Source organism: Cellulomonas sp. NS3 (genome assembly GCF_024757985.1).
Taxonomy (GTDB): domain Bacteria; phylum Actinomycetota; class Actinomycetes; order Actinomycetales; family Cellulomonadaceae; genus Cellulomonas_A.
In genome coordinates, this window is the sequence record NZ_CP103289.1 from 4670090 (window position 1) to 4692609 (window position 22520).

24 protein-coding genes are annotated in these 22520 nt (G+C 75.6%); 15 read left to right on the top strand and 9 right to left on the bottom strand.

All coding sequences use genetic code 11. The annotated features are described in order from the left end of the window. The first annotated feature begins 131 nt into the window (after window positions 1-131). A complete protein-coding gene (locus NXY84_RS21245; protein WP_258725023.1) occupies window positions 132-1646 on the top strand; it encodes a cellulose binding domain-containing protein in 1515 nt (504 codons plus the stop codon). On the opposite strand, the gene NXY84_RS21250 is transcribed toward NXY84_RS21245, so the two are convergent. Beyond that, window positions 1594-2565, bottom strand: a complete 972-nt coding sequence (locus NXY84_RS21250; protein WP_258725024.1) for an oxidoreductase — start codon at window positions 2563-2565, stop codon at window positions 1594-1596. The two genes, NXY84_RS21245 and NXY84_RS21250, sit on opposite strands and share 53 nt — an antisense overlap. A 132-nt stretch (window positions 2566-2697) precedes the next feature. On the opposite strand from NXY84_RS21250, the gene NXY84_RS21255 reads away from it, so the two are divergent. After that, window positions 2698-3573, top strand: coding sequence for a helix-turn-helix transcriptional regulator (locus NXY84_RS21255; RefSeq protein WP_258725025.1), 876 nt, complete (start codon window positions 2698-2700; stop codon window positions 3571-3573). Between the two features lie 58 nt (window positions 3574-3631). Here the strand turns inward: NXY84_RS21255 and NXY84_RS21260 are convergent, their stop codons facing one another. After that, window positions 3632-4279: a DUF4870 domain-containing protein gene (locus NXY84_RS21260; RefSeq protein WP_258725026.1), complete on the bottom strand. Its 648-nt coding sequence runs from the start codon at window positions 4277-4279 to the stop codon at window positions 3632-3634. Between the two features lie 131 nt (window positions 4280-4410). Here NXY84_RS21260 and NXY84_RS21265 point away from each other — a divergent pair, with 131 nt between their 5' ends. The 3 genes from NXY84_RS21265 to NXY84_RS21275 are packed head-to-tail and all read left to right on the top strand — an operon-like array spanning window position 4411 to window position 6935. Continuing rightward, window positions 4411-5340, top strand: coding sequence for an ABC transporter ATP-binding protein (locus NXY84_RS21265; RefSeq protein WP_396126351.1), 930 nt, complete (start codon window positions 4411-4413; stop codon window positions 5338-5340). A 2-nt stretch (window positions 5341-5342) separates the two neighbouring features. Next, the gene (locus tag NXY84_RS21270) at window positions 5343-6107 is read left to right on the top strand and encodes an ABC transporter permease (protein WP_258725027.1); all 765 of its coding nucleotides are present in this window, start codon (window positions 5343-5345) and stop codon (window positions 6105-6107) included. 15 nt (window positions 6108-6122) lie between these two features. Continuing rightward, window positions 6123-6935 (top strand): MerR family transcriptional regulator, encoded by an 813-nt coding sequence (locus NXY84_RS21275; RefSeq protein ID WP_258725028.1) that lies wholly within the window; start codon window positions 6123-6125, stop codon window positions 6933-6935. Window positions 6936-7028: 93 nt separating this feature from the next. On the opposite strand, the gene NXY84_RS21280 is transcribed toward NXY84_RS21275, so the two are convergent. Both NXY84_RS21280 and NXY84_RS21285 read right to left on the bottom strand, forming a co-directional pair. Next, the gene (locus NXY84_RS21280) at window positions 7029-7265 is read right to left on the bottom strand and encodes a hypothetical protein (RefSeq protein ID WP_258725029.1); all 237 of its coding nucleotides are present in this window, start codon (window positions 7263-7265) and stop codon (window positions 7029-7031) included. Window positions 7266-7304: 39 nt separating this feature from the next. Then, window positions 7305-7943 carry a VanZ family protein gene (locus tag NXY84_RS21285; RefSeq protein WP_258725030.1) on the bottom strand — a complete coding sequence of 213 codons (639 nt, stop codon included), beginning with the start codon at window positions 7941-7943 and terminating at the stop codon, window positions 7305-7307. Window positions 7944-8086: 143 nt separating this feature from the next. Here NXY84_RS21285 and NXY84_RS21290 point away from each other — a divergent pair, with 143 nt between their 5' ends. Continuing rightward, a complete protein-coding gene (locus NXY84_RS21290) occupies window positions 8087-8791 on the top strand; it encodes a response regulator transcription factor (protein ID WP_258725031.1) in 705 nt (234 codons plus the stop codon). Further along, window positions 8784-9860, top strand: coding sequence for a sensor histidine kinase (locus NXY84_RS21295; protein WP_258725032.1), 1077 nt, complete (start codon window positions 8784-8786; stop codon window positions 9858-9860). The genes NXY84_RS21290 and NXY84_RS21295 overlap by 8 nt, the downstream gene beginning before the upstream one ends. Before the next feature lie 3 nt (window positions 9861-9863). On the opposite strand, the gene NXY84_RS21300 is transcribed toward NXY84_RS21295, so the two are convergent. Next, window positions 9864-11189, bottom strand: a complete 1326-nt coding sequence (locus NXY84_RS21300; RefSeq protein WP_258725033.1) for a glycoside hydrolase family 3 N-terminal domain-containing protein — start codon at window positions 11187-11189, stop codon at window positions 9864-9866. 134 nt (window positions 11190-11323) lie between these two features. After that, window positions 11324-11449 carry a hypothetical protein gene (locus tag NXY84_RS21305; protein WP_258725034.1) on the bottom strand — a complete coding sequence of 42 codons (126 nt, stop codon included), beginning with the start codon at window positions 11447-11449 and terminating at the stop codon, window positions 11324-11326. A gap of 266 nt (window positions 11450-11715) precedes the next feature. Here NXY84_RS21305 and NXY84_RS21310 point away from each other — a divergent pair, with 266 nt between their 5' ends. The 5 genes from NXY84_RS21310 (at window position 11716) to NXY84_RS21330 (ending at window position 15791) form a co-directional block, all read left to right on the top strand. Further along, window positions 11716-12813, top strand: a complete 1098-nt coding sequence (locus tag NXY84_RS21310; protein WP_258725035.1) for a lytic polysaccharide monooxygenase — start codon at window positions 11716-11718, stop codon at window positions 12811-12813. Between the two features lie 121 nt (window positions 12814-12934). Beyond that, entirely contained in the window at window positions 12935-13513 is a 579-nt protein-coding gene (locus tag NXY84_RS21315) for a winged helix-turn-helix domain-containing protein (RefSeq protein ID WP_258725036.1), read from the top strand. Further along, the gene (locus tag NXY84_RS21320) at window positions 13510-14301 is read left to right on the top strand and encodes an SRPBCC family protein (protein WP_258725037.1); all 792 of its coding nucleotides are present in this window, start codon (window positions 13510-13512) and stop codon (window positions 14299-14301) included. Before NXY84_RS21315 ends, NXY84_RS21320 begins: the two co-directional genes overlap by 4 nt. A gap of 49 nt (window positions 14302-14350) precedes the next feature. Further along, entirely contained in the window at window positions 14351-15208 is an 858-nt protein-coding gene (locus NXY84_RS21325) for an MBL fold metallo-hydrolase (RefSeq protein WP_258725038.1), read from the top strand. 4 nt (window positions 15209-15212) lie between these two features. Further along, a complete protein-coding gene (locus NXY84_RS21330; RefSeq protein WP_258725039.1) occupies window positions 15213-15791 on the top strand; it encodes a dihydrofolate reductase family protein in 579 nt (192 codons plus the stop codon). Window positions 15792-15870: 79 nt separating this feature from the next. Here NXY84_RS21330 and NXY84_RS21335 read toward each other — a convergent pair whose 3' ends face one another. Continuing rightward, complete coding sequence (locus NXY84_RS21335) at window positions 15871-16602, bottom strand: dienelactone hydrolase family protein (RefSeq protein WP_258725040.1); 732 nt, start codon at window positions 16600-16602, stop codon at window positions 15871-15873. 253 nt (window positions 16603-16855) lie between these two features. Here NXY84_RS21335 and NXY84_RS21340 point away from each other — a divergent pair, with 253 nt between their 5' ends. The 3 genes from NXY84_RS21340 (at window position 16856) to NXY84_RS21350 (ending at window position 18845) form a co-directional block, all read left to right on the top strand. Further along, on the top strand, window positions 16856-17854 hold the full coding sequence (locus NXY84_RS21340) for a serine hydrolase domain-containing protein (protein WP_258725041.1): 999 nt from the start codon (window positions 16856-16858) through the stop codon (window positions 17852-17854). Window positions 17855-17934: 80 nt separating this feature from the next. Continuing rightward, window positions 17935-18294 carry an ArsR/SmtB family transcription factor gene (locus NXY84_RS21345; RefSeq protein ID WP_258725042.1) on the top strand — a complete coding sequence of 120 codons (360 nt, stop codon included), beginning with the start codon at window positions 17935-17937 and terminating at the stop codon, window positions 18292-18294. Beyond that, a complete protein-coding gene (locus tag NXY84_RS21350; protein WP_258725043.1) occupies window positions 18291-18845 on the top strand; it encodes an SRPBCC family protein in 555 nt (184 codons plus the stop codon). The genes NXY84_RS21345 and NXY84_RS21350 overlap by 4 nt, the downstream gene beginning before the upstream one ends. A 98-nt stretch (window positions 18846-18943) precedes the next feature. Here the strand turns inward: NXY84_RS21350 and NXY84_RS21355 are convergent, their stop codons facing one another. Both NXY84_RS21355 and NXY84_RS21360 read right to left on the bottom strand, forming a co-directional pair. Continuing rightward, the gene (locus NXY84_RS21355) at window positions 18944-20104 is read right to left on the bottom strand and encodes an ALF repeat-containing protein (RefSeq protein ID WP_258725044.1); all 1161 of its coding nucleotides are present in this window, start codon (window positions 20102-20104) and stop codon (window positions 18944-18946) included. Between the two features lie 339 nt (window positions 20105-20443). After that, window positions 20444-22300: an endo-1,4-beta-xylanase gene (locus NXY84_RS21360; RefSeq protein WP_258725045.1), complete on the bottom strand. Its 1857-nt coding sequence runs from the start codon at window positions 22298-22300 to the stop codon at window positions 20444-20446. Between the last annotated feature and the right edge of the window lie 220 nt (window positions 22301-22520).

Consider the following 22520-nt stretch of genomic DNA (forward strand, 5'->3'; position numbering starts at 1 on the left):
CGCCGTCATCGAAACGCTTCGCATGTCCCCGCCGGCGCGCTGACCAGGTACGAAGGAGCTCCGAGCGGCGCACCGGCGCGCCCGGTCACGAGTCGCGCGCGGGCTGTCCCCTCGCGCCGAGAGGAGACGACGTGCGCCCTGCACGTGCCACCGTCGCGCTGACGGCCCTGCTGGCCCTGGTGGGCACGGCCGCGCTGCTCCCCGGGTCGGCCGTCGCCGTCCCGGCTGCCGCTCCCCCGCCGGACCTGCAGACCACGACCCACACCGCCGGCCGGGTCACGCCCCGCGACGGCGCGCTCGCGTTCAGCTGGCCCGGCGTCTACCTCGAGGGCCGCTTCCGCGGCACCGGGGTGGGCATCGTGCTCGACGACCCGGCCGCCGACTACGACGTCGCGATCGACGGGCGCACCGTGCAGACGCTGCGGGCGCCGGTCGCCGGGACGCGCTGGGTCGAGGGGCTCGCGGACGGCACGCACACGGTGCGCGTCGTGAAGCGCAGCGAGAGCCCGTGGGCGACGAGCACGTTCGGCGGGTTCGTCGCCGCGCCCGGCGGCCAGGTCCTCACCGCACCGGCGGACCGCCCGCTGCAGCTCGAGCTCCTCGGCGACTCCTACACCGCCGGCTACGGCAACGAGTCGACGACCCGCGAGTGCACGGGCGACCAGGTCAACCGCACGACCAACGCCGACCTGAGCTTCGGGGCCCTCGCCGCACGCGAGCTCGGGGCCGACTACCAGCTCAACGCCTTCTCGGGGCGCGGGATGGTGCGCAACTACGGCGGCGGCGAGCCCGGCACGAGCTACCGCACGTACGCGGACCGCGCGCTGCTCGCCACGGCCGACGACGTGTGGGACCGGCCGGCGAGCTGGACCCCCGAGGTCGTCGTGGTCGGGCTGGGCATCAACGACTTCTCGACGCCCGTCGGCTCGGGCGAGCAGTGGACCACCGAGTCGCTGCGCACGGAGTGGGTGGCGGCGTACCACGGCTTCCTCGACAGGCTCCGCGCGGAGCACGGCCCGGACACGTTCCTCGTGGTCAGCGCGACCCCGTCGGGCGGCAGCGCGCAGGCCGAGCTCACCGAGCAGGTCGTCCGCGAGCGCAACGCACGCGGTGACGACCGGGTGGTCCGCTGGTTCTACGGCGCCCAGGGCCTCGACCTCCTCGGCTGCCACTGGCACCCGTCGCTCGCCGACCACCGGGTGATCGCGCAGGAGCTGACGGCGTTCCTCCGCGCGCTCCCGCTCGACGGCGGCCCGACCCCGACGCCGACGCCCACCGCGACCCCGACGCCGACCCCCACCCCGACCGCGACCGCGACCCCCACGCCGACCCCGACCCCCACCACGGCTCCCGCCGGGTGCGCGGCGACGCTCGCCGTCGGCTCGGCCTGGCCGGGCGGCTACCAGGCGTCGGTCCAGGTCACGGCCGGGCGGGCGCCGATCGGCCGGTGGCAGACGACGTTGACCCTGCCCTCCGGCGGCGCGGTCGCGACGTCGTGGTCCGGCGACCTCACGACGTCGGGCAACACGGTGACGGTGCGGAACGCGGCGTGGAACGGCGCGCTCGGGGCGGGCGCGTCGACGACCTACGGCTTCATCGGCTCCGGCGCGGCACCGACCGGTCCGGTGACGTGCGTGGCGGGCTGACGTCGACCCCGACGCCGAGGTACCGCACCCCCGTCAGCTCCTCGGCCGCCGACCACAACCGGCGGCCGAGGGCCGGGTCCGCGGCCTCGCGCCCGAGCCGGGCCTCGGCGACCCTGCCGCGCGTCTCCCCCCACCCCGCGGGACCGAAGAACTGCCCGCCGCGCACCCCCGGGGCGGTCGCGGCGTGCAGCTGCGGCAGCGCGCCCTGCTCGACCCGCTGCGTGGCGAGCAGGCCGACCGAGGAGATCAGCCTCCCGACCCGCGCCCGGTGCTCCCACGCACGCGGGGTCAGGTTGGTGCGGGTCAGCCCGGGGTGCGCGAGCACGCTGACAACCGGCGACCCCACGGCGCGCAACCGGCGGTCGAGCTCGACGCCGAACACGGTGGTCGCGAGCTTCGACCGCCCGTAGGCGCGGGCCGCGCGGTAGTCGCGCTCGTCCTGCAGGTCGTCGAGGTCGAGGTGCGCGGTCCGGTGCGTGATCGAGCTGAGGCTGACGACCCGCGCCCCGCGGCCCGCCGTCAGGGCGCCCAGCAGCAGACCGGTCAGCGCGAAGTGGCCCAGCATGTTGGTCGCGAGCTGCAGCTCGAGGCCGTCGACGGAGGTGCGCCGCGGCCCGAGCAGCACGACGCCGGCGTTGTTGACGAGGAGGTCGACACGCGGGTGGTCGGCGGTGAGCCCCGCGGCGAACGTGCGCACCGAGTCGAGCGACGCCAGGTCGAGCTCGCGGACCTCGACGTCCCCGGCGATCCCGCGCGCCACCTCGTGGCCCGCGGCCGTGCGGCGGACCGCCAGGACGACGTGCGCGCCGTGGCGGGCGAGCTCGGTCGCGGTGACGAGCCCGAGGCCCGAGGTGGCTCCGGTCACGACGGCGACGCGGCCGGTCTGGTCGGGGATGCGGTCGGCGGTCCACGCGGTCACAGGGTGCTCCAGGGGTGTCGTCGCGGGCGGGACCGCCGACGCTAGGAGCGGCGCGCGCAGGTTCCGTCGTCCCCGGTTCCCTAGGTCCAGCAGACCTCCCCGGTACGCGCGGCCGGGTCGCACACTGGGGGCATGAGCCACCCGTACGCCCGCGAGCTCGGCGACTTCCTGCGCGCCCGGCGCAACCGGCTGCACCCGCGCGACGTCGGGCTCGAGCCGGGCGGTCGCCGCAAGGTGACGGGGCTGCGGCGCGAGGAGCTCGCCCTGCTGGCCGGGCTGAGCACCGACTACTACCAGCGCATGGAGCAGGGCCGTGAGGTGCGCCCGTCCGACGACGTCCTCGACGCGCTCGCGGGCGCGCTCGTGCTGGACGACGAGGAGCGCCGGCACCTGTTCACCCTCGCCCGCGCCGCGCGACGGCCGGTGCCCGCGCGCGTCGACCACGGCCCCGAGCGGGTGCCGGACGGCACGCGACGGCTCCTGCGCGCCCTGGCCACCCCGGCGCTCGTCCTGGGCCGGCACCTCGACCTGCTCGACTGGAACCCGCAGGCGGAGGCGCTGCTCGGCGACCCGGCCGGGTACCCCGCCGACCGGCTCAACATGCTCCTGCTCGTGTTCGACGACTCACGCACCGGTGACCGCACGTGCGCGGACTGGGAGCGGCAGGCGCTCGACTACATCGGCATGATGCGCGCCGCCGTGGCGACGGACCCGACCCACCCGCGTGCGACCGCCGTCGTCGGGGAGCTCACGATCCGCAGCGCCGAGTTCCGGCGCCTGTGGGCCCGGCACGACGTGCGGGAGTCCGTCAGCGGGACGAAGACGTTCCGGCTCCCCGAGGTCGGTGACGTCGTCCTGCACTGGGACACGTACCCGTTGCCGGGCAGCCCCGGACCCGTCCTGCTCGTCTTCACCGCGGAGCCCGGCAGCGCGGACGCGGACCGCCTCGACCTGCTGGCGTCGCTGCACGCGACCCGCTCGGCCCGCGGGGACGCGCACCGCGCCTAGCGGCCTGGCCGGCGGGGCGTCGGCGTCGGCGTCGGGCAGGGACCCGGCGGCACCTCCGTCAGGTTGCCGACGGGCTCTGCGTCGCACGGAAGAACGGCACCGCCCGGGGCACGTAGACCTCCCCGCGCGCGGTGCGCGTCAGGCCGAGGACGGTGACCACGAGGTGCGCGACGCTGAGCACGGGGATCGCCAGGAGGAGGAAGAGCGGCCACGGCACCGTGCCGGGGTCGGGTGTCTCGGGCTGGGTCGCGACACCCAGGACGATCGTCAGCGCGACGCTCAGCACGACGCCGAGCGCGTACGTGAGCCCCCAGTTCGCGGCCCCACGCGCGTTCTCCGCCGCGAGCGCCGACCGCTTGCGCTGCCCGGGGTAGGCCGCCGCCATCGCGATGCCGGCGATCACGGCGCTGACGAAGGGGACGGGCAGCCAGGCGAGCAGGCCCAGCAGGTAGGACGTCCGCCCGGTCGCCGTCGGGTCCCCCTGGCCGGGTGCGTGGCCGGCGCCACCGTGGCCGGGTGCGTAGCCGGCGCCGCCGGGGCCGGGTGCACCGGGGTACGCGCCCGTCGGGCCCGGCGCGACGATGCCCGCGTCCTGCATCGCGAGGTCGGCCTCCTCCGGGGAGAAGCCCTGCCGCAGCAGGTCGTCGCGGAGCTTCTGCGCCTCACGGCTGGGCGGACGGGACGGGGAGGCTGCCTCATCGGTCACGCCGCGGAGCCTAGCCACCCCGGACGGAGCCCCGCGACGGCAGCCCTTGACCTTGACGCAGGGTCAACCCCCGACGCTGGTCGCAGAGGGTCCCCGCCGGGGACCACGAGCACGTCGAGACGGAGCGGAGGATGGCGATGCCCATCGAACGCCAGCGGTTGGTCCACGCGGTCGAGCGGACGGACGCGGAGGGCGGAGGGCGGCTGACGACCACCCGGGCCGTCGACGGTCCGGCGATCCGGGTGCGCGGCCTGCACAAGTCGTACGGCGACCTCGAGGTGCTGCGCGGCGTCGACCTCGAGGTCGCGCGCGGCAGCATCGTCGCCCTGCTGGGATCGAACGGGGCCGGCAAGACGACCCTCGTGCGGATCCTCGCGACGCTCCTGCGCGCCGACGCGGGGACGGCCACGGTGCACGGGTCCGACGTCGCGACGCAGGCGGCGCACGTGCGGGAGTCGTTCAGCCTGACCGGCCAGTTCGCGGCCGTCGACGGGATCCTCAGCGGGCGCGAGAACCTCGTGCTCGTCGCGCGGCTGCGGCACCTGGCCGAGCCGGGGGCCGTCGCGGACTCGCTCCTCGCGCAGTTCGGCCTCACCGAGGCGGGCGCCCGGCGGGTGTCCACCTACTCCGGGGGCATGCGCCGGCGCCTGGACATCGCGATGAGCCTCATCGGCGACCCGCCGGTGATCTTCCTCGACGAGCCGACGACGGGACTCGACCCCGAGGCGCGCGTCGAGGTCTGGCAGTCGGTCCGCCGGCTGGCCGAGGGCGGCACCACGGTGCTGCTCACGACGCAGTACCTCGAGGAGGCCGAGCAGCTCGCCGACCGCATCGCGATCCTGCACGAGGGCCGGATCATCGCGGACGGCACCCTCGCCGAGCTCAAGCGGCTCCTGCCGCCGGCCCGCGTCGAGTACGTCGAGAAGCAGCCGACGCTCGAGGAGGTCTTCCTCGCGGTCGTCGGGAACGGCGCCGCGCACGGCGGCACCACGCGCCCCGGCTCTGCGCCCGACGGCGCCCCGCACACCACCGGCACGACCGACACGACCCCCCGGAGCTGACGATGACCACCACCCACGCCCTGGCCGACACCGCCGTCCTCACCGGACGCACGCTGCGGCACGTCACGCGCAGCGTCGACACGATCGTCACGACGGCGGTCACGCCGATCGCGATGCTGCTGCTGTTCGTCTACGTGCTCGGCGGGGCGATCGACACCGGCTCCGGCTCGTACGTCACGTACCTGCTCCCGGGCATCCTGCTCGTCACGATCGCGTCGGGCGTCGCGTACACCGCGTTCCGGCTGTTCTCCGACCTGGAGAGCGGGATGTTCGAGCGGTTCCAGTCCATGCCCATCGCCCGGTCCGGCGCCCTGTGGGCGCACGTCCTGACGTCGCTCGTCGCGAACCTGATCTCGCTCGTCCTCGTCGTCGCCGTCGCGGTGCTCATCGGGTTCCGCTCGGGAGCGGGGGTCCTCGCGTGGCTCGCGGTGCTCGGCATCCTGCTCGTGCTCACGCTCGCCCTCACGTGGGTCGCCGTGATCGCCGGCCTCACCGCGTCGTCGGTCGAGGGCGCGAGCGCGTTCTCCTACCCGCTGATCTTCCTGCCGTTCGTCAGCTCGGCGTTCGTGCCGACCGCGTCGATGCCCGGTCCGGTGCGGTGGTTCGCGGAGAACCAGCCCGTGACGTCGATCGTCGACACCATCCGCGCCCTGCTCGCGCAGCAGCCGGTCGGGACGGAGATCTGGGTCGCGCTCGGGTGGTGCGTCGGGATCCTCGTGGTCGCGTACGTCGGCGCCATGGCGGTCTACCGCCGGAAGACCGCCTGAGGGAGCCTGGGACCCGTGCTCACGATCAGCCAGCTCGCGGCGTACGCCGGGGTCACCGTCCGGGCGGTGCGCCACTACCACCAGATCGGGCTGCTCCCCGAGCCCGGGCGGGACAGGTCCGGCTACCGGACGTACGACGCGGCCGCCGTCGTCCGGCTCATCCGGATCCACACCCTGGCGGACTCGGGCGTGCCCCTGGCCCGGGTGCGGGAGCTGCTCGACGCGGGGCCGGACGAGTTCGCGGCGGGGGTCCGGGCGATCGACCGGGGGCTGCAGGCCGAGGTCCGGCGGGTGCAGGCGACCCGGCGGCGGCTCGCGAGGCTCGCCGCCGGGGACCACCTCGCGCTGCCGCAGTGCGTCGTCGACTACCTGGACCGGGTGCGTGCCCTCGGCGTCGACGAGGCGTACATCGAGATGGAGCGCGACAGCTGGATCATGGTCGCCGCGCAGGTGCCCGACCAGATCGACGCGATCATCGCCCAGAAGCACACGGAGCTCGACGACCCCGACATGGTGCGGTTCTACCAGCTGATCGGGGGTGCACTGGACTGGTCCGCGGACGACCCGCGCGTCGTCGAGGTCGCGGACGTCCTCGAGCGCCTGATGATCCGCGCCGTCGCGGCGGGCAACGTCGGGACCGACGAGTTCGACGACCAGTTCGTCGACCTGCTCGACACGACCATGCTCGCGGCCGCGCCGGCCGCCCGGCGGCTCGTCGAGATCCTGCGCGAGCGCGGCTGGAGCGGCTGGACCCGGATCGAGCGGGTGCCCGCCGACCGGCTCCCCGCGCCCTCGACCGTCCCCGCGGGGCCGCCCGAGGTGTGCTGACCGGCTGACCTACGCGCGGTCCCCGGAGCCGCGCCGCGCGTGCTCCACCGTCTCCGTCCAGCTCACGAGGTACGGCAGGCGGCGGTGCCGTGCTCAGCTCTCCGTCCCCGAGGTCGCCGACCCGACCAGCCGCTCGACCGGCACGGTGTCCGTGCGGTGCGCCAGCGGGAACGGGTGCGCGCGGTGGTGCTCGAGCAGGAGGAGGACGAGCCCGTCCTCGTCGGGCACCTCGGCGTACGGCCGGACCGAGCCGCGCTCGTGCCGGCTCACCTGCCACGACCCGTCGGGTCGGCGCTCGGCGGCGAAGTCCGGGTCGGACCCCCACGCCACGCGGCCCTCGTCGGCGCGGACCCGCCCCGGACTCCGCCGTCACGCCCGCGGCGTCGACGACCCTGTGACCCACGACGGCTCGCTGCCGTCGTGGGCGCGCGGGGGCAGCTCGCCGTCCGACGGCGGGCCGAAGCGCATCGGGGAGCCGATGACCGCCGCGCCCGCGAGCAGCGCGAGCACCGTCCCGGCAGCGCACACCCGCACGAGGACGGCCGGGGTCCTCGCCCCGAGCCGGCGCCGCGCGCGCGCCAGCACGCCCAGCCCGGCCAGGCCGCCGGCGGTGTTGACGACCAGGTCCGTCGCGTCGGCGCTCCCGACGGCCAGCGCGTACTGCGCGACCTCCAGCCCCACGCTCGTCGCGGCGACGACGCCCGCGACCTGCCACCACCGCCACGCCGGCGCGAGCAGCCCGAGGTAGACGCCGAGGGGCAGGAAGATCAGCGCGTTGAGCACGACCTCGGGGAGCTCGCTCGGGCCGGCGTCGGCCGTGGCGACGAACGGGACGAGCTTGAGCACGCGCACGGCGTCGTCCCCGACCCACGGGACCTCGAGCTTCCACAGCACCGTCCAGCCGAGCAGCACGAGGTAGACGAGGAACAGCGCGACCAGCGCGACGTGCGCCGGCCGGGGCGGTGCGGCCGTGCCGTCGTGGCCGGCCTGCGAGGTCGTGGTCGTCATGGGGTCGCGGTCGTCATGGGGTGGTGGGCGTCCGTTCGTCGTGGGTGGTCCGGTGGGAGCACCAGCCGACCCGGTCGCGCGTTGCCCGGGCGTTCGCGGATCTGCATACGCCCGCGATACCCGGCCGCTCGTAGCATCGAGAGGTGCGTGTGCTGATCGTCGAGGACGAGCCCTACCTGGCCGAGGCGGTGCGCGACGGCCTGCGCCTCGAGGCGATCGCGGCGGACGTCGCCGGCGACGGCGACACCGCGCTGCACCTGCTGAGCGTCAGCTCCTACGACGTCCTCGTCCTCGACCGCGACATCCCCGGGCCGTCCGGCGACGAGGTCGCCGCGCACGTCGTCGCCTCCGGGAGCGGCCTGCCGATCCTCATGCTCACCGCCGCCGACCGGCTCGACGACAAGGCGTCCGGCTTCGAGCTCGGCGCAGACGACTACCTCACCAAGCCGTTCGAGCTGCGCGAGCTCGTGCTCCGGCTCCGCGCGCTCGACCGCCGGCGCGCGCACCACCGACCGCCCGTGCGCGAGCTCGCCGGCCTGCGCGTCGACCCGTTCCGCCGCGAGGTCTACCGCGACGGCCGCTACGTCGCCCTGACCCGCAAGCAGTTCGCCGTGCTCGACGTCCTCGTCGCGGCCGAGGGTGGCGTGATCAGTGCCGAGGAGCTCCTCGAGCGGGCCTGGGACGAGAACGCCGACCCGTTCACCAACGCCGTGCGCATCACCGTCTCGGCGCTGCGCAAGCGGCTGGGCGAGCCGTGGCTCATCGCGACCGTGCCCGGGGTCGGGTACCGGATCGACGACTCCCCCGCCGTGCCCCCACCGCCCCGGACCGGTCGGCACGATGGATAGGGCGCCGGGCCTGAGCGTCCGCCTCCAGCTCACCCTGAGCTACGCCGGCTTCCTCGTGCTCGCGGGGGCCGTGCTGCTGACGCTGGTCTGGCTGTTCCTCCGGGTGCCCACGTTCCGGGCGCTCGGCGGCTTCGCACCCTCGCACCCCATGCTGCTGCGCGAGTTCCTGCCGGCCGCCGCCGTCGTGCTCGCGTTCCTGCTGCTGCTCGGGCTCGTGGGCGGGTGGCTGCTCGCCGGCCGGATGCTCGCCCCGCTGGCCCGCATCACCGCCGCGACCCGCCTCGCCGCGACCGGCTCGCTGTCCCACCGGATCGCGCTCGAGGGACGGGCCGACGAGCTCCGCGAGCTCGCCGACGCGTTCGACGCGATGCTCGAGCAGGTCGAGGCGCGGGTCGCCGAGCAGCGGCGGTTCGCCGCCAACGCCTCCCACGAGCTGCGCACCCCGCTCGCGATCTCGAAGACGCTCCTCGAGGTGGCCCGCGACGACCCCGGCGCCGACACCGCCGAGCTCCTGGAGCGGCTCCGGGCCGTCAACGCGCGCGCGATCGACCTCACCGAGGCGCTGCTCCTGCTCAGCCGGGCCGACCAGCGGTCGTTCGCCCGCGAGCGCGTCGACCTCTCCCTGCTGGCGGAGCAGGCCGCCGAGACGCTCCTGCCGCTCGCGGAGGAGCGCGGGACGACGCTCGAGACGACCGGTGACGTCGCGCCCACCGTCGGGTCCCCGCCGCTCCTGCTGCAGCTCGTGACGAACCTCGTCCACAACGCGATCGTCCACAACCTCCCGCGGGGCGGCACCGTCGCCGTCCGCACCGCCGCGCGCCCGGGGTGGACCACGCTCACGGTCGAGAGCACCGGGGAGCGGCTCGCCCCCGAGCTCGTCGCGACGCTCGCCGAACCGTTCCGGAGGGGCACCGGGCGCGTCCGCGCCGACGACGCGGGCGTCGGGCTGGGGCTGGCGATCGTGGCGAGCATCGCCCGCGCGCACGGCGGCGGCCTCACGCTCACGCCGCGCGCTGCGGGCGGGCTGCGCGTCGCGGTGCGCCTGCCCACGGCTCCCGCGTCCGGCTGACCGTCACGGGGTCGGGGTCGGGAGGGCGACCGGCGGCGCGAGCGTCGGCAGCGTCACGTCGAGGCAGGACATCGCGACTGGGTCACCGCCCGCGAGCGCCGTGACCCGCGCCGCCGCCTCCGAGAGCCGCTCCTCGGGGAGGCGGCCGGTGCGCACGGCGTCGACGAGCGCGTCGCGCATCCGCACGGCGTGGCGCCCGTCGGTCGTGAGCACGGCGTCCGCCCCGGCGCCGACGGCCTCGACGGCGGCCGCCGGGAAGTCCCACCGCAGGTTGACCGCGCCCATGCCCACGGAGTCGGTGATCGCGACGCCCTCGAACCCCATGTCGCGCAACAAGGCGTACGCGCGCGGGCTCACGGACGCCGGCCGGTCGGGGTCGAGCGCCGCGTACTGCAGGTGGTTGAGCATGATCACCGGAGCGCCCGCGTCGATCGCGCGCTGGAACGGCAGCAGGTCGGTCGCCGCGAGCTCGTCGACGGTCGCGGTCACGAGCGAGGACCGCGCGTGCGAGTCGACGGTCGAGCGTCCGTGCCCGGGGAAGTGCTTCATGGTGGGCGTGACCCCGGCGTCGGCGAGCCCTGCGGCGTACGCGAGCCCGTAGTCGGCGGCGGTGGCCGGGTCCGCGCTGAACGAGCGGTCACCGATGACTCCCCCGGCCGGCCCGTCGTCGAGGTCGAGCACGGGCGCGAGGTCGAGGTCGACGCCCACGCCCGCGAGCGCCGTGCCCGTCTCCGCCGCGCGCTCCCGCACGGCCTCGGGAGCGTCGCGCTGGGCCATGCGCCGCGGGGACGGTCCCGCGCCGACGACGTCCCGCATGAGCGCGACGCGGCCCGACTCCTCGTCGGTCGAGACGAGCAGCGGGCGGCCCGCGGCGGCGCGCAGCCCGGCCGACAGCGCCGCCACCTGGGTCGCAGTGCGGACGTTGCTCTCGGACAGGAAGACGCCGCCGACGCCGAGGCCGACGACCTCCTGCGCGAGCGGGTCGGTGGCGGAGCGGACGCCGGGCAGGCCGACGACGAGCGTCGCCGCGGCCCGCTGCTCGAGCGGCGCGGGGGTGCACGTGGGGGTGGGGGTCGGCGTCGAGGTCGGCGTGCGCGTGGGCGCGGCCGCCGCGAGATCAGGCGTCGGGCTGGCCGCGACGGGCTCGTCGGCCCGGTCGGCGAGCGCGGCCGTGCCCACGGAGCCGGCACCGAGGCAGACGACCGCGAGGGACGCGAGCGCCACGGCCCGCAGGCGCCCGGCCCACCGCGAGGGACGCGCGTGCCGCGGGGCGGCGTTGCCCGGGACCGGGACCGGGGCCGGCCCGGCGGGCGGTGGGGGTGGCGTCACCGGGGCAGGCTATGTCGGGGTCCGGCGGCCGGCCTCCCGAGCGGGGCACGGTCACCTGGGCGAGGAGCGGCACCACCCGATCGTGCGGGGGCGTCGGCGTGCGCCGGCTCGTCGCCGGGCGGCGAGGTGCCGGGTCACACGCTCAGGAGCTCGTCCACGACCCCGGGCCACCACCAGCCGTCCGCGAGCGCCTGCGGGTCCGCGCGGCGCATGGTCGCGCGCTGGTCGGCGACGAACGCCTCGTCGTCGTGGCGGCTCACCAGCCCGCCGTCCACCGCGTCCACCCGGTCCTGGACCGCGTCGGCGCACAGGAGGAACCGGAGCGCCGTCGGGCAGCCCGAGCTCGCGCAGCACGGGGCTCGCCACCGGGGGCAGCCCCGACGCGCTCGCCCCCGGGTCGGGGTAGGTCGTGAGCCGCGCCCCGGGCCACTGCTGCCGGTGCCGAAGCGTTTCGTCTGTTGCCGCCCACCACCGCGCGACCGGATGGTGCTCCTACGTTCGCTCAGCCCTGTCCCGGAGGGGGACCATGTCACGCCTCTCACCTTTCCGCCGCGTCGCCGCGGCCGTCAGCACCCTCGCGATCGGCACCGCGATGGTGGTCGGGTCTGCCGTCCTGGCCGGGCCCGCCGCGGCCCACGGAGCCGTCTCCGACCCGCCCACGCGCATCTACGGCTGCTGGGACCGCTGGAAGTCGAACCACGCGGACCCGGCCATGCAGACGCAGGACCCCGCCTGCTGGGACGCCTGGCAGGCGAACCCGAACGCCATGTGGAACTGGAACGGCATCTTCCGTGAGGGCGTCGCCGGCCGGCACGAGCAGGTGATCCCCGACGGCAAGCTCTGCTCCGCGGGCAACCCGATCTACGCGGCGGCCGACACCCCGGGCGCCTGGCGCACGACCCCCAAGCCGTACGACTTCCGGCTCACCGTGACCGACCCGTCCAACCACGGCGCGGACTACCTGAAGATCTACGTCACCAAGCAGGGCTACGACGCCAAGACCGAGCCGCTGACGTGGGCCGACCTCGAGCTCGTCACGACCACGGGCCGGTACGGCACCACGAGCCCGTACGTCGCCGACGTGAGCATCCCGCGCGACCGCCGCGGACACCACGTCGTCTACACGATCTGGCAGGCCAGCCACCTCGACCAGCCGTACTACCAGTGCAGCGACGTGACCTTCGGGGGCGACGGCAGCACCCCGACGCCCACGCCGACCGTGACGCCGACGCCCACGCCCACCGTGACGCCGACGCCCACCCCGACCGCGACGCCGACGCCGACCGTCACCCCGACGTCGACGCCGACGCCCACCGCGGGCACGGGCGGCTGCACCGCCGCGTACACCAAGCGCGGCGAGTGGACCGGCGGGTTCAGCAGCGAGGTCCGCGTCACGGCCGGTGCCGCGGCGATCCGCGGCTGGCAGGTGGCTCTGACGTGGCCCGACGGCCAGCGCGTCACCAACGTGTGGAGCGCGAGCGGCTCGACCACCGGGTCCACCACGACGGTGCGGAACGAGAGCTACAACGGCAGCCTTGCTGCGGGCGCCGGCACGAGCTTCGGCTTCAACGGCTCGTGGACGGGCAGCAACGGCAACCCGTCCGTCACCTGCACCGCGCTCTGACCTCCTGGCCGACAGCGCACGACGCACGACGAGGGCCGCACGTCTCCGGACGTGCGGCCCTCGCGTGCTTCCCGCGGCCGACGCCCTTGACAGACTTTCTTGTCAAGAGCACGGTGGGACCGTGCAGGACATCGAGGTCATCGAGAGCCCGGAGGCGGCCGCCGCCGCGCTGGACCCCGTCCGCGCCCGGCTGCTCGGCGAGCTGGCGGTCCCGGCGTCCGCCGCCGGGCTCGCCGCACGGGTCGGCATCACGCGCCAGAAGGTCCACTACCACCTCACGGCGCTCGAGGCGCACGGCCTCGTCGAGCTCGCCGAGGAGCGCCGGCACGGCGGGATCACCGAGCGCGTGCTGCGGGCGTCGGCCGCGTCGTACGTCGTCTCGCCCGCGGCCGTCAGCGCGTCCGCGGCCGACCCGGACGCCAACGCCGACCACCTCTCGGCGGGCTACCTCGTCGCGCTCGCGGGCCGGCTCGTCCGCGAGGTCGGCGCCCTGGCGCGGCGCGCGGGTGCGACGGGCCGGCGCCTGCCGACGATGACGATCGACACCCGGATCGGCTTCCGGTCCGCCGCGGACCGTGCCGCCTTCGCGGACGAGCTCACCGCCGCGGTGCTCGACCTGGCCGCGCGGTACCACCACGACGACGGCCGCCCGCACCGGCTCGTCGTCGCCGCCCACCCCGTCCCCGAGGAGCGCCCATGAGCACGACCCCGGACGTCCCGTACCGCCTCGAGCTCAGCGTCGAGGTCCCCGGCACCCCCGAGCAGGTCTGGCAGGCGATCGCCACCGCGCGGGGGCTGAGCGCCTGGTACCTGCCGACCGAGCTCGAGGAGCGCGTCGGCGGCGCCGTGCGCTTCACGATCGGCGCCGCGATGGGCGCCGACGCGGAGGTCACCGGCTGGGAGCCGCCGCGCCGCCTCGCGTTCGACGAGGACTGGGCCGGCCTCATGGGCACGGACCCGGAGACGCTCAGCCCGCTGACGTGCGAGCTCGTCGTCGAGACGCGGTCGGGCGGCACGTGCGTCGTGCGCATCACGAGCAGCGGCTTCGGGACCGGGGCCGACTGGGAGCAGGAGTGGTGGGACGAGCTCGCCCCGGCCTGGCTGCCCTACCTCGACAACCTGCGGCTGTACCTGACGCACTTCCCCGGCCAGCAGGCCACACGGCTCGAGGCCACCGCCGAGCTCCCGGGGGACCCCGACACCGTCTGGTCGGCGGTGCGGGACGCGCTCGGGCCGGTCGCCGAGGGTGCGACGGTCGAGCTGCGCGGCACGAGCGGGACGGTCGCACGGGTCGGCGAGCGGCAGGCGCTGGTCCGGCTCACCGCGCCCGTGCCCGGGATGCTCACCGTCTTCGCGGACGGCCACGGCGACCACCCCACGACGGCGGGCGTGCGGGCGTACCTGTTCTCCGCCGACGCCGCGGAGTACGTGCGGCGCGAGGAACCCGCGTGGCGGGCCTGGCTCCAGAGCCTCGCCGTCCGCGCCTGAGGGCTCGGCCCGTGCCGCAGCCACCCACCCCACGACGAGAGGAACGACCGTGCTGACCCAGGTTGCGGAGGGCGTGCTCGTCCACGAGAGCGCGTTCGTGCAGAGCAACGCCGTCGTGGTCCGGGGCCGGGACGGTGCGCTGGTGGTGGACCCCGGGATCACGGTCGCCGAGCTCGACTGCCTCGCGGACGACCTCGAGCAGCGCGGCGACCCCGTCGTCGCGGGCTTCTCGACGCACCCCGACTGGGACCACGTGCTCTGGCACCCCCGGCTCGGACCGGCGCCACGCTGGGCCACGGCCCGCGGCGCGGACACCATGCGCGACCTCCTCGCCGACCCGGGCACCCTCGCGCGTGTCGCGGAGCACCTGCCGCCCGAGATCCACGGCCAGGTGCCGCTGGACCTGTTCGGGCTCCTCACCGGCCTGCCGGTCGGGGCGACGGAGCTGCCGTGGGACGGCCCGCGGGTCCGGGTCCTCGAGCACCGCGGGCACGCCGCAGGGCACGCGGCGCTGCTCGTCGAGGACCGCCGCGTGCTCGTGGCCGGCGACATGCTCTCCGACGTCTTCGTCCCGATGCTCGACGTCGAGGTCGCCGACCCCGTCGGGGACTACCTCGCGGGGCTGCGGCTGCTCGAGGACGTGGCCGGTGACGTCGACGTCGTCGTCCCCGGTCACGGGTCCGTCTGCCGGGGCGAGGAGGTGCGTGCCCGCATCGAGCTCGACCGCGCCTACGTCCTCGCGCTGCGCGACGGCCGTGACCCCGACGACCCGCGGATCGGCCCGTCGGCGCAGGCCGGGTGGGAGTGGGTCGTCGGCATCCACGAGTGGCAGGCCGAGCAGCTCGCCCGCCGGGACCTGCCCGGCTCGGGGTCAGGGCACGAGCCCGCGCCGGCCGGGAGCCGGTGACCGCATGGCCAGGCTGGTCTACCTCGCGGTCGCGTCGCTCGACGGGTACGTCGAGGACGCGTCGGGCGCGTTCGACTGGGCGGCGCCCGACGACGAGGTGCACGCGTTCGTCAACGACCTCGCGCGGCCCGTCGGCACCTACCTCTACGGGCGGCGCATGTACGAGACGATGGCGTACTGGGAGACCGCGAGCACCGGCGACGACGTGCCCGCGCCCGAGCGCGACTTCGCCCAGATCTGGCGAGCGGCGGACAAGGTCGTCCACTCGCGCACGCTGCCCGCGCCGACGACCGCCCGCACGCGGCTCGAGCGCCGGTTCGAGCCGGCCGACGTGCGGCGGCTCGTGGACTCGGCCGCGAGCGACGTCGCCGTCGGCGGCGCCGACCTCGCCGGTCAGGCCCTCGCCGCCGGGCTGGTCGACGAGTGCCAGCTCGTCCTCTGCCCGGTCGCGGTCGGTGCTGGGAAGCCGGTCTTCCCAGTGGGCGTCCGCGTCGGGCTCGAGCTCGTCGAGGAGCGCCGCTTCCGCGCCGGCGCCGTCTTCCTCCGGTACGCGGTGCCTCGGACCGGCCGGCCGGCGACCTGAGCGCGGTCACCGGCCGACCGGCTGCTCGCTCAGGCGCGCGCCACCGCCCGGGCCGGTCCCCGGGCGCCGCGACCGTCGGTCACCGCCCGGCCCGCAGGTGCCGGTCGAGGAAGCGGCACGTGTCCTCGAGCTCGAACCGGGGCGTGCCGAGGTGCCCGCCCGGGTTGGCGTGCAGCGTCTTCTCGGAGCTGCCGAACGCGTCGAACAGGTCCAGCGCCCGTTCGCGGGGGTTGCCCTCGTCGTCCCACTGCAGCAGGAGCAGCAGCGGGGCGGCGACCCGGCGCGCCTCCTCGCGCTGCGCCCGGGGCACGTAGCCGCCGGCGAACAGGCCGAGAGCCGCGATGCTCGGCTCGACGACCGCGAGCCGGATGCCGAGGGCGGCCCACCCGCAGTACCCCACCGGGCCGCCGACCTCGGGCAGCACGCGGAGGGCGTCGAGGGCCGCCCGCCAGTCGGGCACCGCGCCCACGACGAGCGGGCCGACGAGCGCCTCGAGGAGCTCGTCGACCGGCTGGCCGGCCCGGACAGCCCGGCTCAGGTCGGCGCGGGCCTGCTCGTCCGCGGGTGAGCGGGGCCGGTCGCCGCACCCGGCCGCGTCGATCGACGCCACCGCGTAGCCGTGCTCCGTCGCCGTGTACCGGGCGCGGGCGACGAGCCGGGCGTCGTTCTTGGGGAGCCCGTTGTTGTGGGCCATGAGGATCAACGGGGCCGGCGCGGGGCCGGGCGTCCACAGGGTGACGGGGATCTCGCCGAGGGTGAGCTCGCGTTCGAGGACGCCGTCGTCGAGTCGCTGCTCGGAGATGAGTCGCATGGTCGTGCCTCTCGGGGTGCGCTGCGGATGGCGCTCCCGGACGACCTACCGCCCGACCGTGACCCCACAGGGGAGCACCCATGTCGACACTGAATCCACGGGTACCACCTCCTCGACCTCCGGCACGGCCACCCGGACGGTAGCAGCGCGTCCCGTCGTCCGCGGACGGCTTTTTCACGGGCGCGCGCCCCGCCCGTGCACGCCGAGAGCGAACCACGGCCCGGGCGCCGCACCCCGCCGCGAGGATGACCGCATGACGACCCACCCGGAACCGACCACCGACCCCGACCTCGCCGCGCGCGTGCGGCGCCTGCTCGGGAGGCGCCACCCCGTCGTCGGCGTCGCGACCGTCACGCCCGGCGGCAGGGCGACCGCGCTCCTCGGTGCCGGCCCCGACGCGGACCTCGAGCTCGGGTCGGTCTCCAAGGGCGTGACCGGGCTGCTCTACGTCGACGCGCTCGAACGGGGCGAAGTCGCGCCGTCCGCGACGCTCGCCGACCACCTGCCGCTCGGCGGGACGGCGGTCGGCGCGGTGCGGCTGGCCGACCTCGCGACCCACCGTTCCGGGCTGCCGCGCCTCGCGCTGGGCACGCAGGTGCTCCGGAGCACCGTCGCGCTGTGGCGGCACGGCACCAACCCGTACGGCGAGACGCTCGACGAACTCCTCGACGCGGTGCGCGCCGTCGAGCCGGGCGCCCCGAAGCCGCGGTACTCCAACCTCGGCTTCGAGCTGCTCGGGCACGCCGTCGCGTCCGCTGCGGGCACCGCGTACGCCGACCTGCTGCGCACGCGCGTCGCGGAACCCCTCGGCCTCGACCCGTTCTACGTCCCGGCCACGCCCGACGACCTCCGTCCGGGCGCGCTGCTCGGGCGCAGCCGCCGCGGCCGGGTCCAGGAGGCGTGGACCGGCGAGGCGCTGGCGCCGGCGGGCGGCATCCGCTCCTCGCTCGACGCGGCCGCCCGCCTGACGGCGGCGCTGCTCGACGGCTCGGGCGCGCCGGGGACCCGCGCGCTCGACCCCGTGGCACCCCTGGGGCGCGGCGCGCAGATCGGGGCCGCGTGGGTCGTGCTCGACGCGCGCGGCCGCGCGGTGACCTGGCACAACGGCGGCACCGGGGGCTTCTGCTCGTGGCTCGGTCTCGACCGCGCGGCCGGCACGGGGGTCGTCGTCGTCTCGGCCACGGCGGCGTCGGTGGACCGTGCCGGGTTCGCGCTGCTCGCTGAGCTCGGCACGCCTGCTGAACGTCGCTGACCCCGTCCTGCGTGCGCACGACGACGGCCCCACCAGCCGGTGATGCTTGACGCATTCCCATATCGGCATACGATTGCCGCATGGCCCGCGCAGCGACGACGTCCGACGTCTTCAACGCCATCGCCGAGCCGCAGCGCCGCGAGATCCTCGCACTGCTGCGGGACGGCGAGCGGGCCGTGACCGAGCTCGCCCAGGAGCTGGGGCTGACCCAGCCGGGTGCGTCCAAGCACCTGCGCGTGCTCCGGGAGGTCGGGCTCGTGCGCGACCGCAAGGTCGGCAAGCAGCGCGTGTACGGGCTCGACGCCCGCGGGCTGCGACCGGTGCACGCGTGGACCGGCGGGTTCGAGCGGTTCTGGAACGAGAGCTTCGACCGGCTCGACGCGTACGTGCAGGAGCTCGAGCAGGCAGCGCAGGAACCTCAGGAGGAGGAGCAGCCATGAGCACGACAGGACACGCAGCCCCGACGGCGGCGGCACCCACGCCGGCCGCGTCCGCGGAGCACGCGACCACGGAGTCCGTGCCCACGCCGTCCCCGACGGCGGACCGCGAGGTCGTCGTCTCCCGGGTCGTCGCCGCGCCACCCGAGCGGGTGTTCGAGGCGTTCACCGAGGTCCGGCACCTGTCCCGCTGGTGGGGGCCGGACGGGTTCACCACGACGACGCGCGCGTTCGAGTTCCGGGTCGACGGCGAGTGGGACTTCGTCATGCACGGGCCGGACGGGACGGACTACCCCGAGTGGATCTCCTGGACCGAGATCACGGCACCGGAGCGGATCACGTTCCGCCACGGCGAGCGCCGGGACGACCCGAACGCCTTCGAGTCGGTCCTCACCTTCACGCCGGACGGCGCGGCGACGCGGGTCGAGCTGCTGACGGTCTTCCCCACCGTGGAGCTGCGCGACGAGGCGGTCGAGAAGTACCACGCCGCCGAGGGCGGCCGGCAGACCCTCGGCAACCTCGCGGCCTACGTCGCCGAGGGTCTGCCCGGCTGAGCCGAGGACGGTGCAGCACCGCGCCGGTGCCCGCTCGGGCCGGAACCTGCGACGGCTCCGGCCCGAGCCGGTGAGGGCTCAGTCGACGTCCGGGCCGCTCAGGCCCGACGACGCCGGCGCGCGAGCAGGACGAGGCCGGTGCCGAGGAGCGCCGCGGTCGAGGCGAGCGCCACCACGGGCACCACCTCGGACGGTCCCGTCGCGGCGAGCGCGCGGACGTCCCGTCCCGCGACCCGCGGACGCGGCGTCGCGGTGCGCGTGGCCTGAGGAGCCGCTGCCTGCGGGGCAGTGGCCGGCGCGGCCGGTGCCGGTGCCGCGGGCGCGGGCGCGGCGGGCGCCGGTACGGCAGGCGCTGCGGCCGCCGCCTTCGCGTCGAGCTCGCGCGCCACGTGCTGGCCGGTCGCCAGGAACTCCCGCAGCTCGGCGGGCGTGTCGGCGAGCGCCGCCTGCGTCGCCGCCCAGAGGGCCGGGCTGGAGGTCTCGGTGATCCCGGCGAGGATGCGGGCGGCCGCGAGCCGGTCGTCGATCGCGCGGGCTGCGTGCTGGCCGGTGGCGATGAACTCGCGGAGCTCGGCGTCGGTCCCCTCCAGGGCCGCCTGCACCGCTGCGAACAGCGTGGGGCTCGTGGCCTGGTCGATCCCCTTGAGGATGCGCGCGGCCGCGAGCCGGTCGTCGGCGGCGCGGGCTGCGTGCTGGCCGGTCGCGAGGAACTCGCGCAGCTCGGCGCGTGTGCCCTTCAGCGCCTTCTGGGTCGCGGCGTACAGCAGCGGGCTCGTGCTCTCGTCGATGCTCCCGAGGATCCGCGCGGCTGCGATCCGGTCGTCCGCGGCACGTGCCGCGTCCAGGCCGGTCGCGAGCAGCTCGGAGAGCGCGTGGGGGTCGTCGCTGTCCAGGGCCTTCTGCGCGGCCTCGTAGACAACCGGCCCCGCGCCCTCGAGGAGCGCGAGGACGCGCAGGCGCTCGTCGGCGTACCACGCGTCCTTGTGCCCGCCGTCGACGAAGGCCCGGAGCTCCTCGTCGGTCCCGGCCAGCGCGAGCCGCGCCGCCACGGGCGTGTGCAGGCCCGGGCCCGCCGCGAGGACCTCCGCCCAGGCGCGGTACTCCTCGTCCGTCGTCCCGTCGAACCCGGCCTCGACGAACGCCCGGAGGTCGGCGGTCGGGTCCGCCGCCGCGGTGGCGGGCGACATCCCCGCACCGAGAGCCAGCACGAGCATCACCACAGCAGCGCTCAGCGAGCGCATCACGTTCCGCACCAGCACACATCCCTCGTCGTCCGCGGTGGGACGGCGGCACGGCGCCCCTGCGGACGGCCCCCAGCCCGCGCAGACCCTATCGCGGCGCGACCCTTATGCGAGGTTCGTCCCGGCGACGGGACGGTGACGTCCGCGCGGCGTCACGGTGACCTCCGGTCGGCGCGACGAGGACGTCCACGCGGCGTGGCGGCGACGCCCAGGCGGCGGCGCCAGGACGTCCGGGCGACGCGCCGACGGGACGGTCCGTCACGTGGCGGACCGTCCCGTCGGCGAGGGCGGCACCGACGCCGCCGGCGCTCGGCCGGGTGCTGACGTCGAGCCGCCCTCGCCGGCGGACGCCTCCCGTCACGACCTCGGTCGCGGCGGTTCCCTCAGCTCGAGCGCGGCGACGGCGTCGACGAGGGCGGACGTCGCCTCGTTCACCTTGGCCTGGGAGCCGCCCCTGACGAGGACGGCCTCGGCGCGGCGCAGCGCCTTCTTCACCTCGGCGACGCTCGTCCCGGTGTACGTGCGGCCGCGCAGGTCCAGCGCCTCGGCCGCGGCGACGGTCTCCGTGAGCGCCGAGGCGTCGGTGATCGGCCTCCGGACGCCGAGCCAGCGCTCCGGGTCGGCGACCGCGGCCGCCCCGAGCTTCTCGGAGAAGTCGCTGTTGAGGATCAGCGGGTTGTGCGTCGACCGCCAGCTGAGCTCGTCGGTCAGGCCCCAGAACGTGACGCGGTCGATGTCCGTGGAGTACGCCTTGTAGACGGCGAAGTACTCGGCGAACCGCTGCGCCTGGATGGCCTCGAGCTCGGCCCGGTGGGTGATCTTCCCGACCCAGTACGTGAACTCGTCCCGCGAGATGCGGTCGGCGACGGTCGGGTCGGTCAGGTCGCGGTAGAGCGCCCGGTCCTCGCCCTCCGGCTGGCCGTTCCACGCCTCCCAGACCTGGAGGTCGAGCTCGCTGATGTCGGCCGTCATGCCGGCCTCGATGATGAGCTGCAGGGACCGCTCGACCGAGGCGGTGTCCGAGCACGCGCCGGGGCGCCACTCCTCCGCCGCGTCGTCGGACAGCCCGGGCAGGCGCGTGTGGTCGGAGCAGGCGAAGGCCGGCGTCTGGTTGAGGTAGTTGTGCGACTGGAGCCCGATCGTCTCGACGAGCAGCCGGGGGTCCTGGGGGTGGTTCGCGGCGTACCGCGCGTTCAGGTCCTTGGCCATCGCGACGATCGCCTCGGCCTTGCCCTCGGACTGGAAGACGTTGAAGTCGTTGTAGACGAGCCGGACCTCCGGCGCGTAGGTGCGTGCGAAGACGAACGCGTCGTACAGGAAGTCGGCCGGGCTCTCGCCGGCGGAGGCGTTGAGGCCGTTCGCGTAGGCCGTGTACCAGAGGGACGACCCGCCGTTGGGGCCGCCGCGCAGGAAGTCGCGCCAGTCCTGCGTCTGCGGGTCGAACTCCTCGAGCCCGTCGACGAACGCCTCGTTGACGACGTCCCAGGAGACCGCCCGGCCCTGGAAGTGCGTCAGCACCTGCTCGATGTAGCGCTCCATGTTGGAGCGGGCCTGCTCGCGGGTGCCGCCGGTGGGGCCGCTGTTGAGCCTGGCCGGGGACTGCCCGTGCCAGACGAGCACGTGGCCGTGGACGTCCATGCCGCGCGCGAGCGTCTCGTCGACGAAGGCGTCGGCGGCCGCGAAGTCGAAGGCGAAGTCGCCCGTCTCGGGGTCGATGTTGTCGTTGGGCAGCAGCTGGTCCGGCTTCATGGCGTTCTCGGCGGTCATGACGTCGTAGTGCCGCTCGACCGTCGCCTCGTTCGGCGACCCGGGCGCGTACGTCTGCGGGCCCGACCAGATGTTGCCCATGTCGAAGTGGTCCCGGTAGACGTCCTTGAGCGGCGCCATCTGGCGCCGGAACGTGGTGTCGAGGACGACGTCGCCCGCGGGCATGGTGAAGGAGTCGACCCGGGCGCCGATCCAGCCGAGCTCGGCGGACGTCCACCCGCCCCACACGCGCGAGCGGGCCGGGGTCGCCGTGAGCTCGACCGTCTCGCCGGCCTCGTAGCTGCCCTCGCCCGTGACCGTCCCGCGCCCGGCGACGTGGATCTCGACGTCGTACGTCTCGTCGGCCACGGCGCCCTGGGCCGGACCGGCGAGGCCGACGGCCGCGAGCACGAGCGCGGTGGCCGCCCCCGTGACCCGTGCGGCCCACCGCCGACCGTCCCCCAGCACCGCCTGCGGTGCATCGTCACCTCGTCGTGCGGCAAGCCTTCTCATACCGGATTCCTCTCGCTGTCCCGCTGGGGTCCGGCGCTGCGGCGACCAGCTCCGTGGCGCCACGTCCCGGCCACGTCCCTGGCACCGGGCACCCGCACGTCGCTGTCGTTGCCGCATCACGGCGCCGCACCCGAACGCGTCCCCCGCGCTCCTACACCGGTGTAGGAAACCGTTA

Excerpts from the sequence above, each read along its gene's own strand:
- NXY84_RS21255 (WP_258725025.1), top strand. The coding sequence starts at position 2,698 with ATGAGCCACCCGTACGCCCGCGAGCTCGGCGACTTCCTGCGCGCCCGG.
- NXY84_RS21265 (WP_396126351.1), top strand. The coding sequence starts at position 4,411 with ATGGCGATGCCCATCGAACGCCAGCGGTTGGTCCACGCGGTCGAGCGG.
- NXY84_RS21270 (WP_258725027.1), top strand. The coding sequence starts at position 5,343 with ATGACCACCACCCACGCCCTGGCCGACACCGCCGTCCTCACCGGACGC.
- NXY84_RS21285 (WP_258725030.1), bottom strand. The coding sequence starts at position 7,943 with ATGACGACCACGACCTCGCAGGCCGGCCACGACGGCACGGCCGCACCG.
- NXY84_RS21295 (WP_258725032.1), top strand. The coding sequence starts at position 8,784 with ATGGATAGGGCGCCGGGCCTGAGCGTCCGCCTCCAGCTCACCCTGAGC.
- NXY84_RS21310 (WP_258725035.1), top strand. The coding sequence starts at position 11,716 with ATGTCACGCCTCTCACCTTTCCGCCGCGTCGCCGCGGCCGTCAGCACC.
- NXY84_RS21320 (WP_258725037.1), top strand. The coding sequence starts at position 13,510 with ATGAGCACGACCCCGGACGTCCCGTACCGCCTCGAGCTCAGCGTCGAG.
- NXY84_RS21330 (WP_258725039.1), top strand. The coding sequence starts at position 15,213 with ATGGCCAGGCTGGTCTACCTCGCGGTCGCGTCGCTCGACGGGTACGTC.
- NXY84_RS21335 (WP_258725040.1), bottom strand. The coding sequence starts at position 16,602 with ATGCGACTCATCTCCGAGCAGCGACTCGACGACGGCGTCCTCGAACGC.
- NXY84_RS21340 (WP_258725041.1), top strand. The coding sequence starts at position 16,856 with ATGACGACCCACCCGGAACCGACCACCGACCCCGACCTCGCCGCGCGC.
- NXY84_RS21345 (WP_258725042.1), top strand. The coding sequence starts at position 17,935 with ATGGCCCGCGCAGCGACGACGTCCGACGTCTTCAACGCCATCGCCGAG.
- NXY84_RS21350 (WP_258725043.1), top strand. The coding sequence starts at position 18,291 with ATGAGCACGACAGGACACGCAGCCCCGACGGCGGCGGCACCCACGCCG.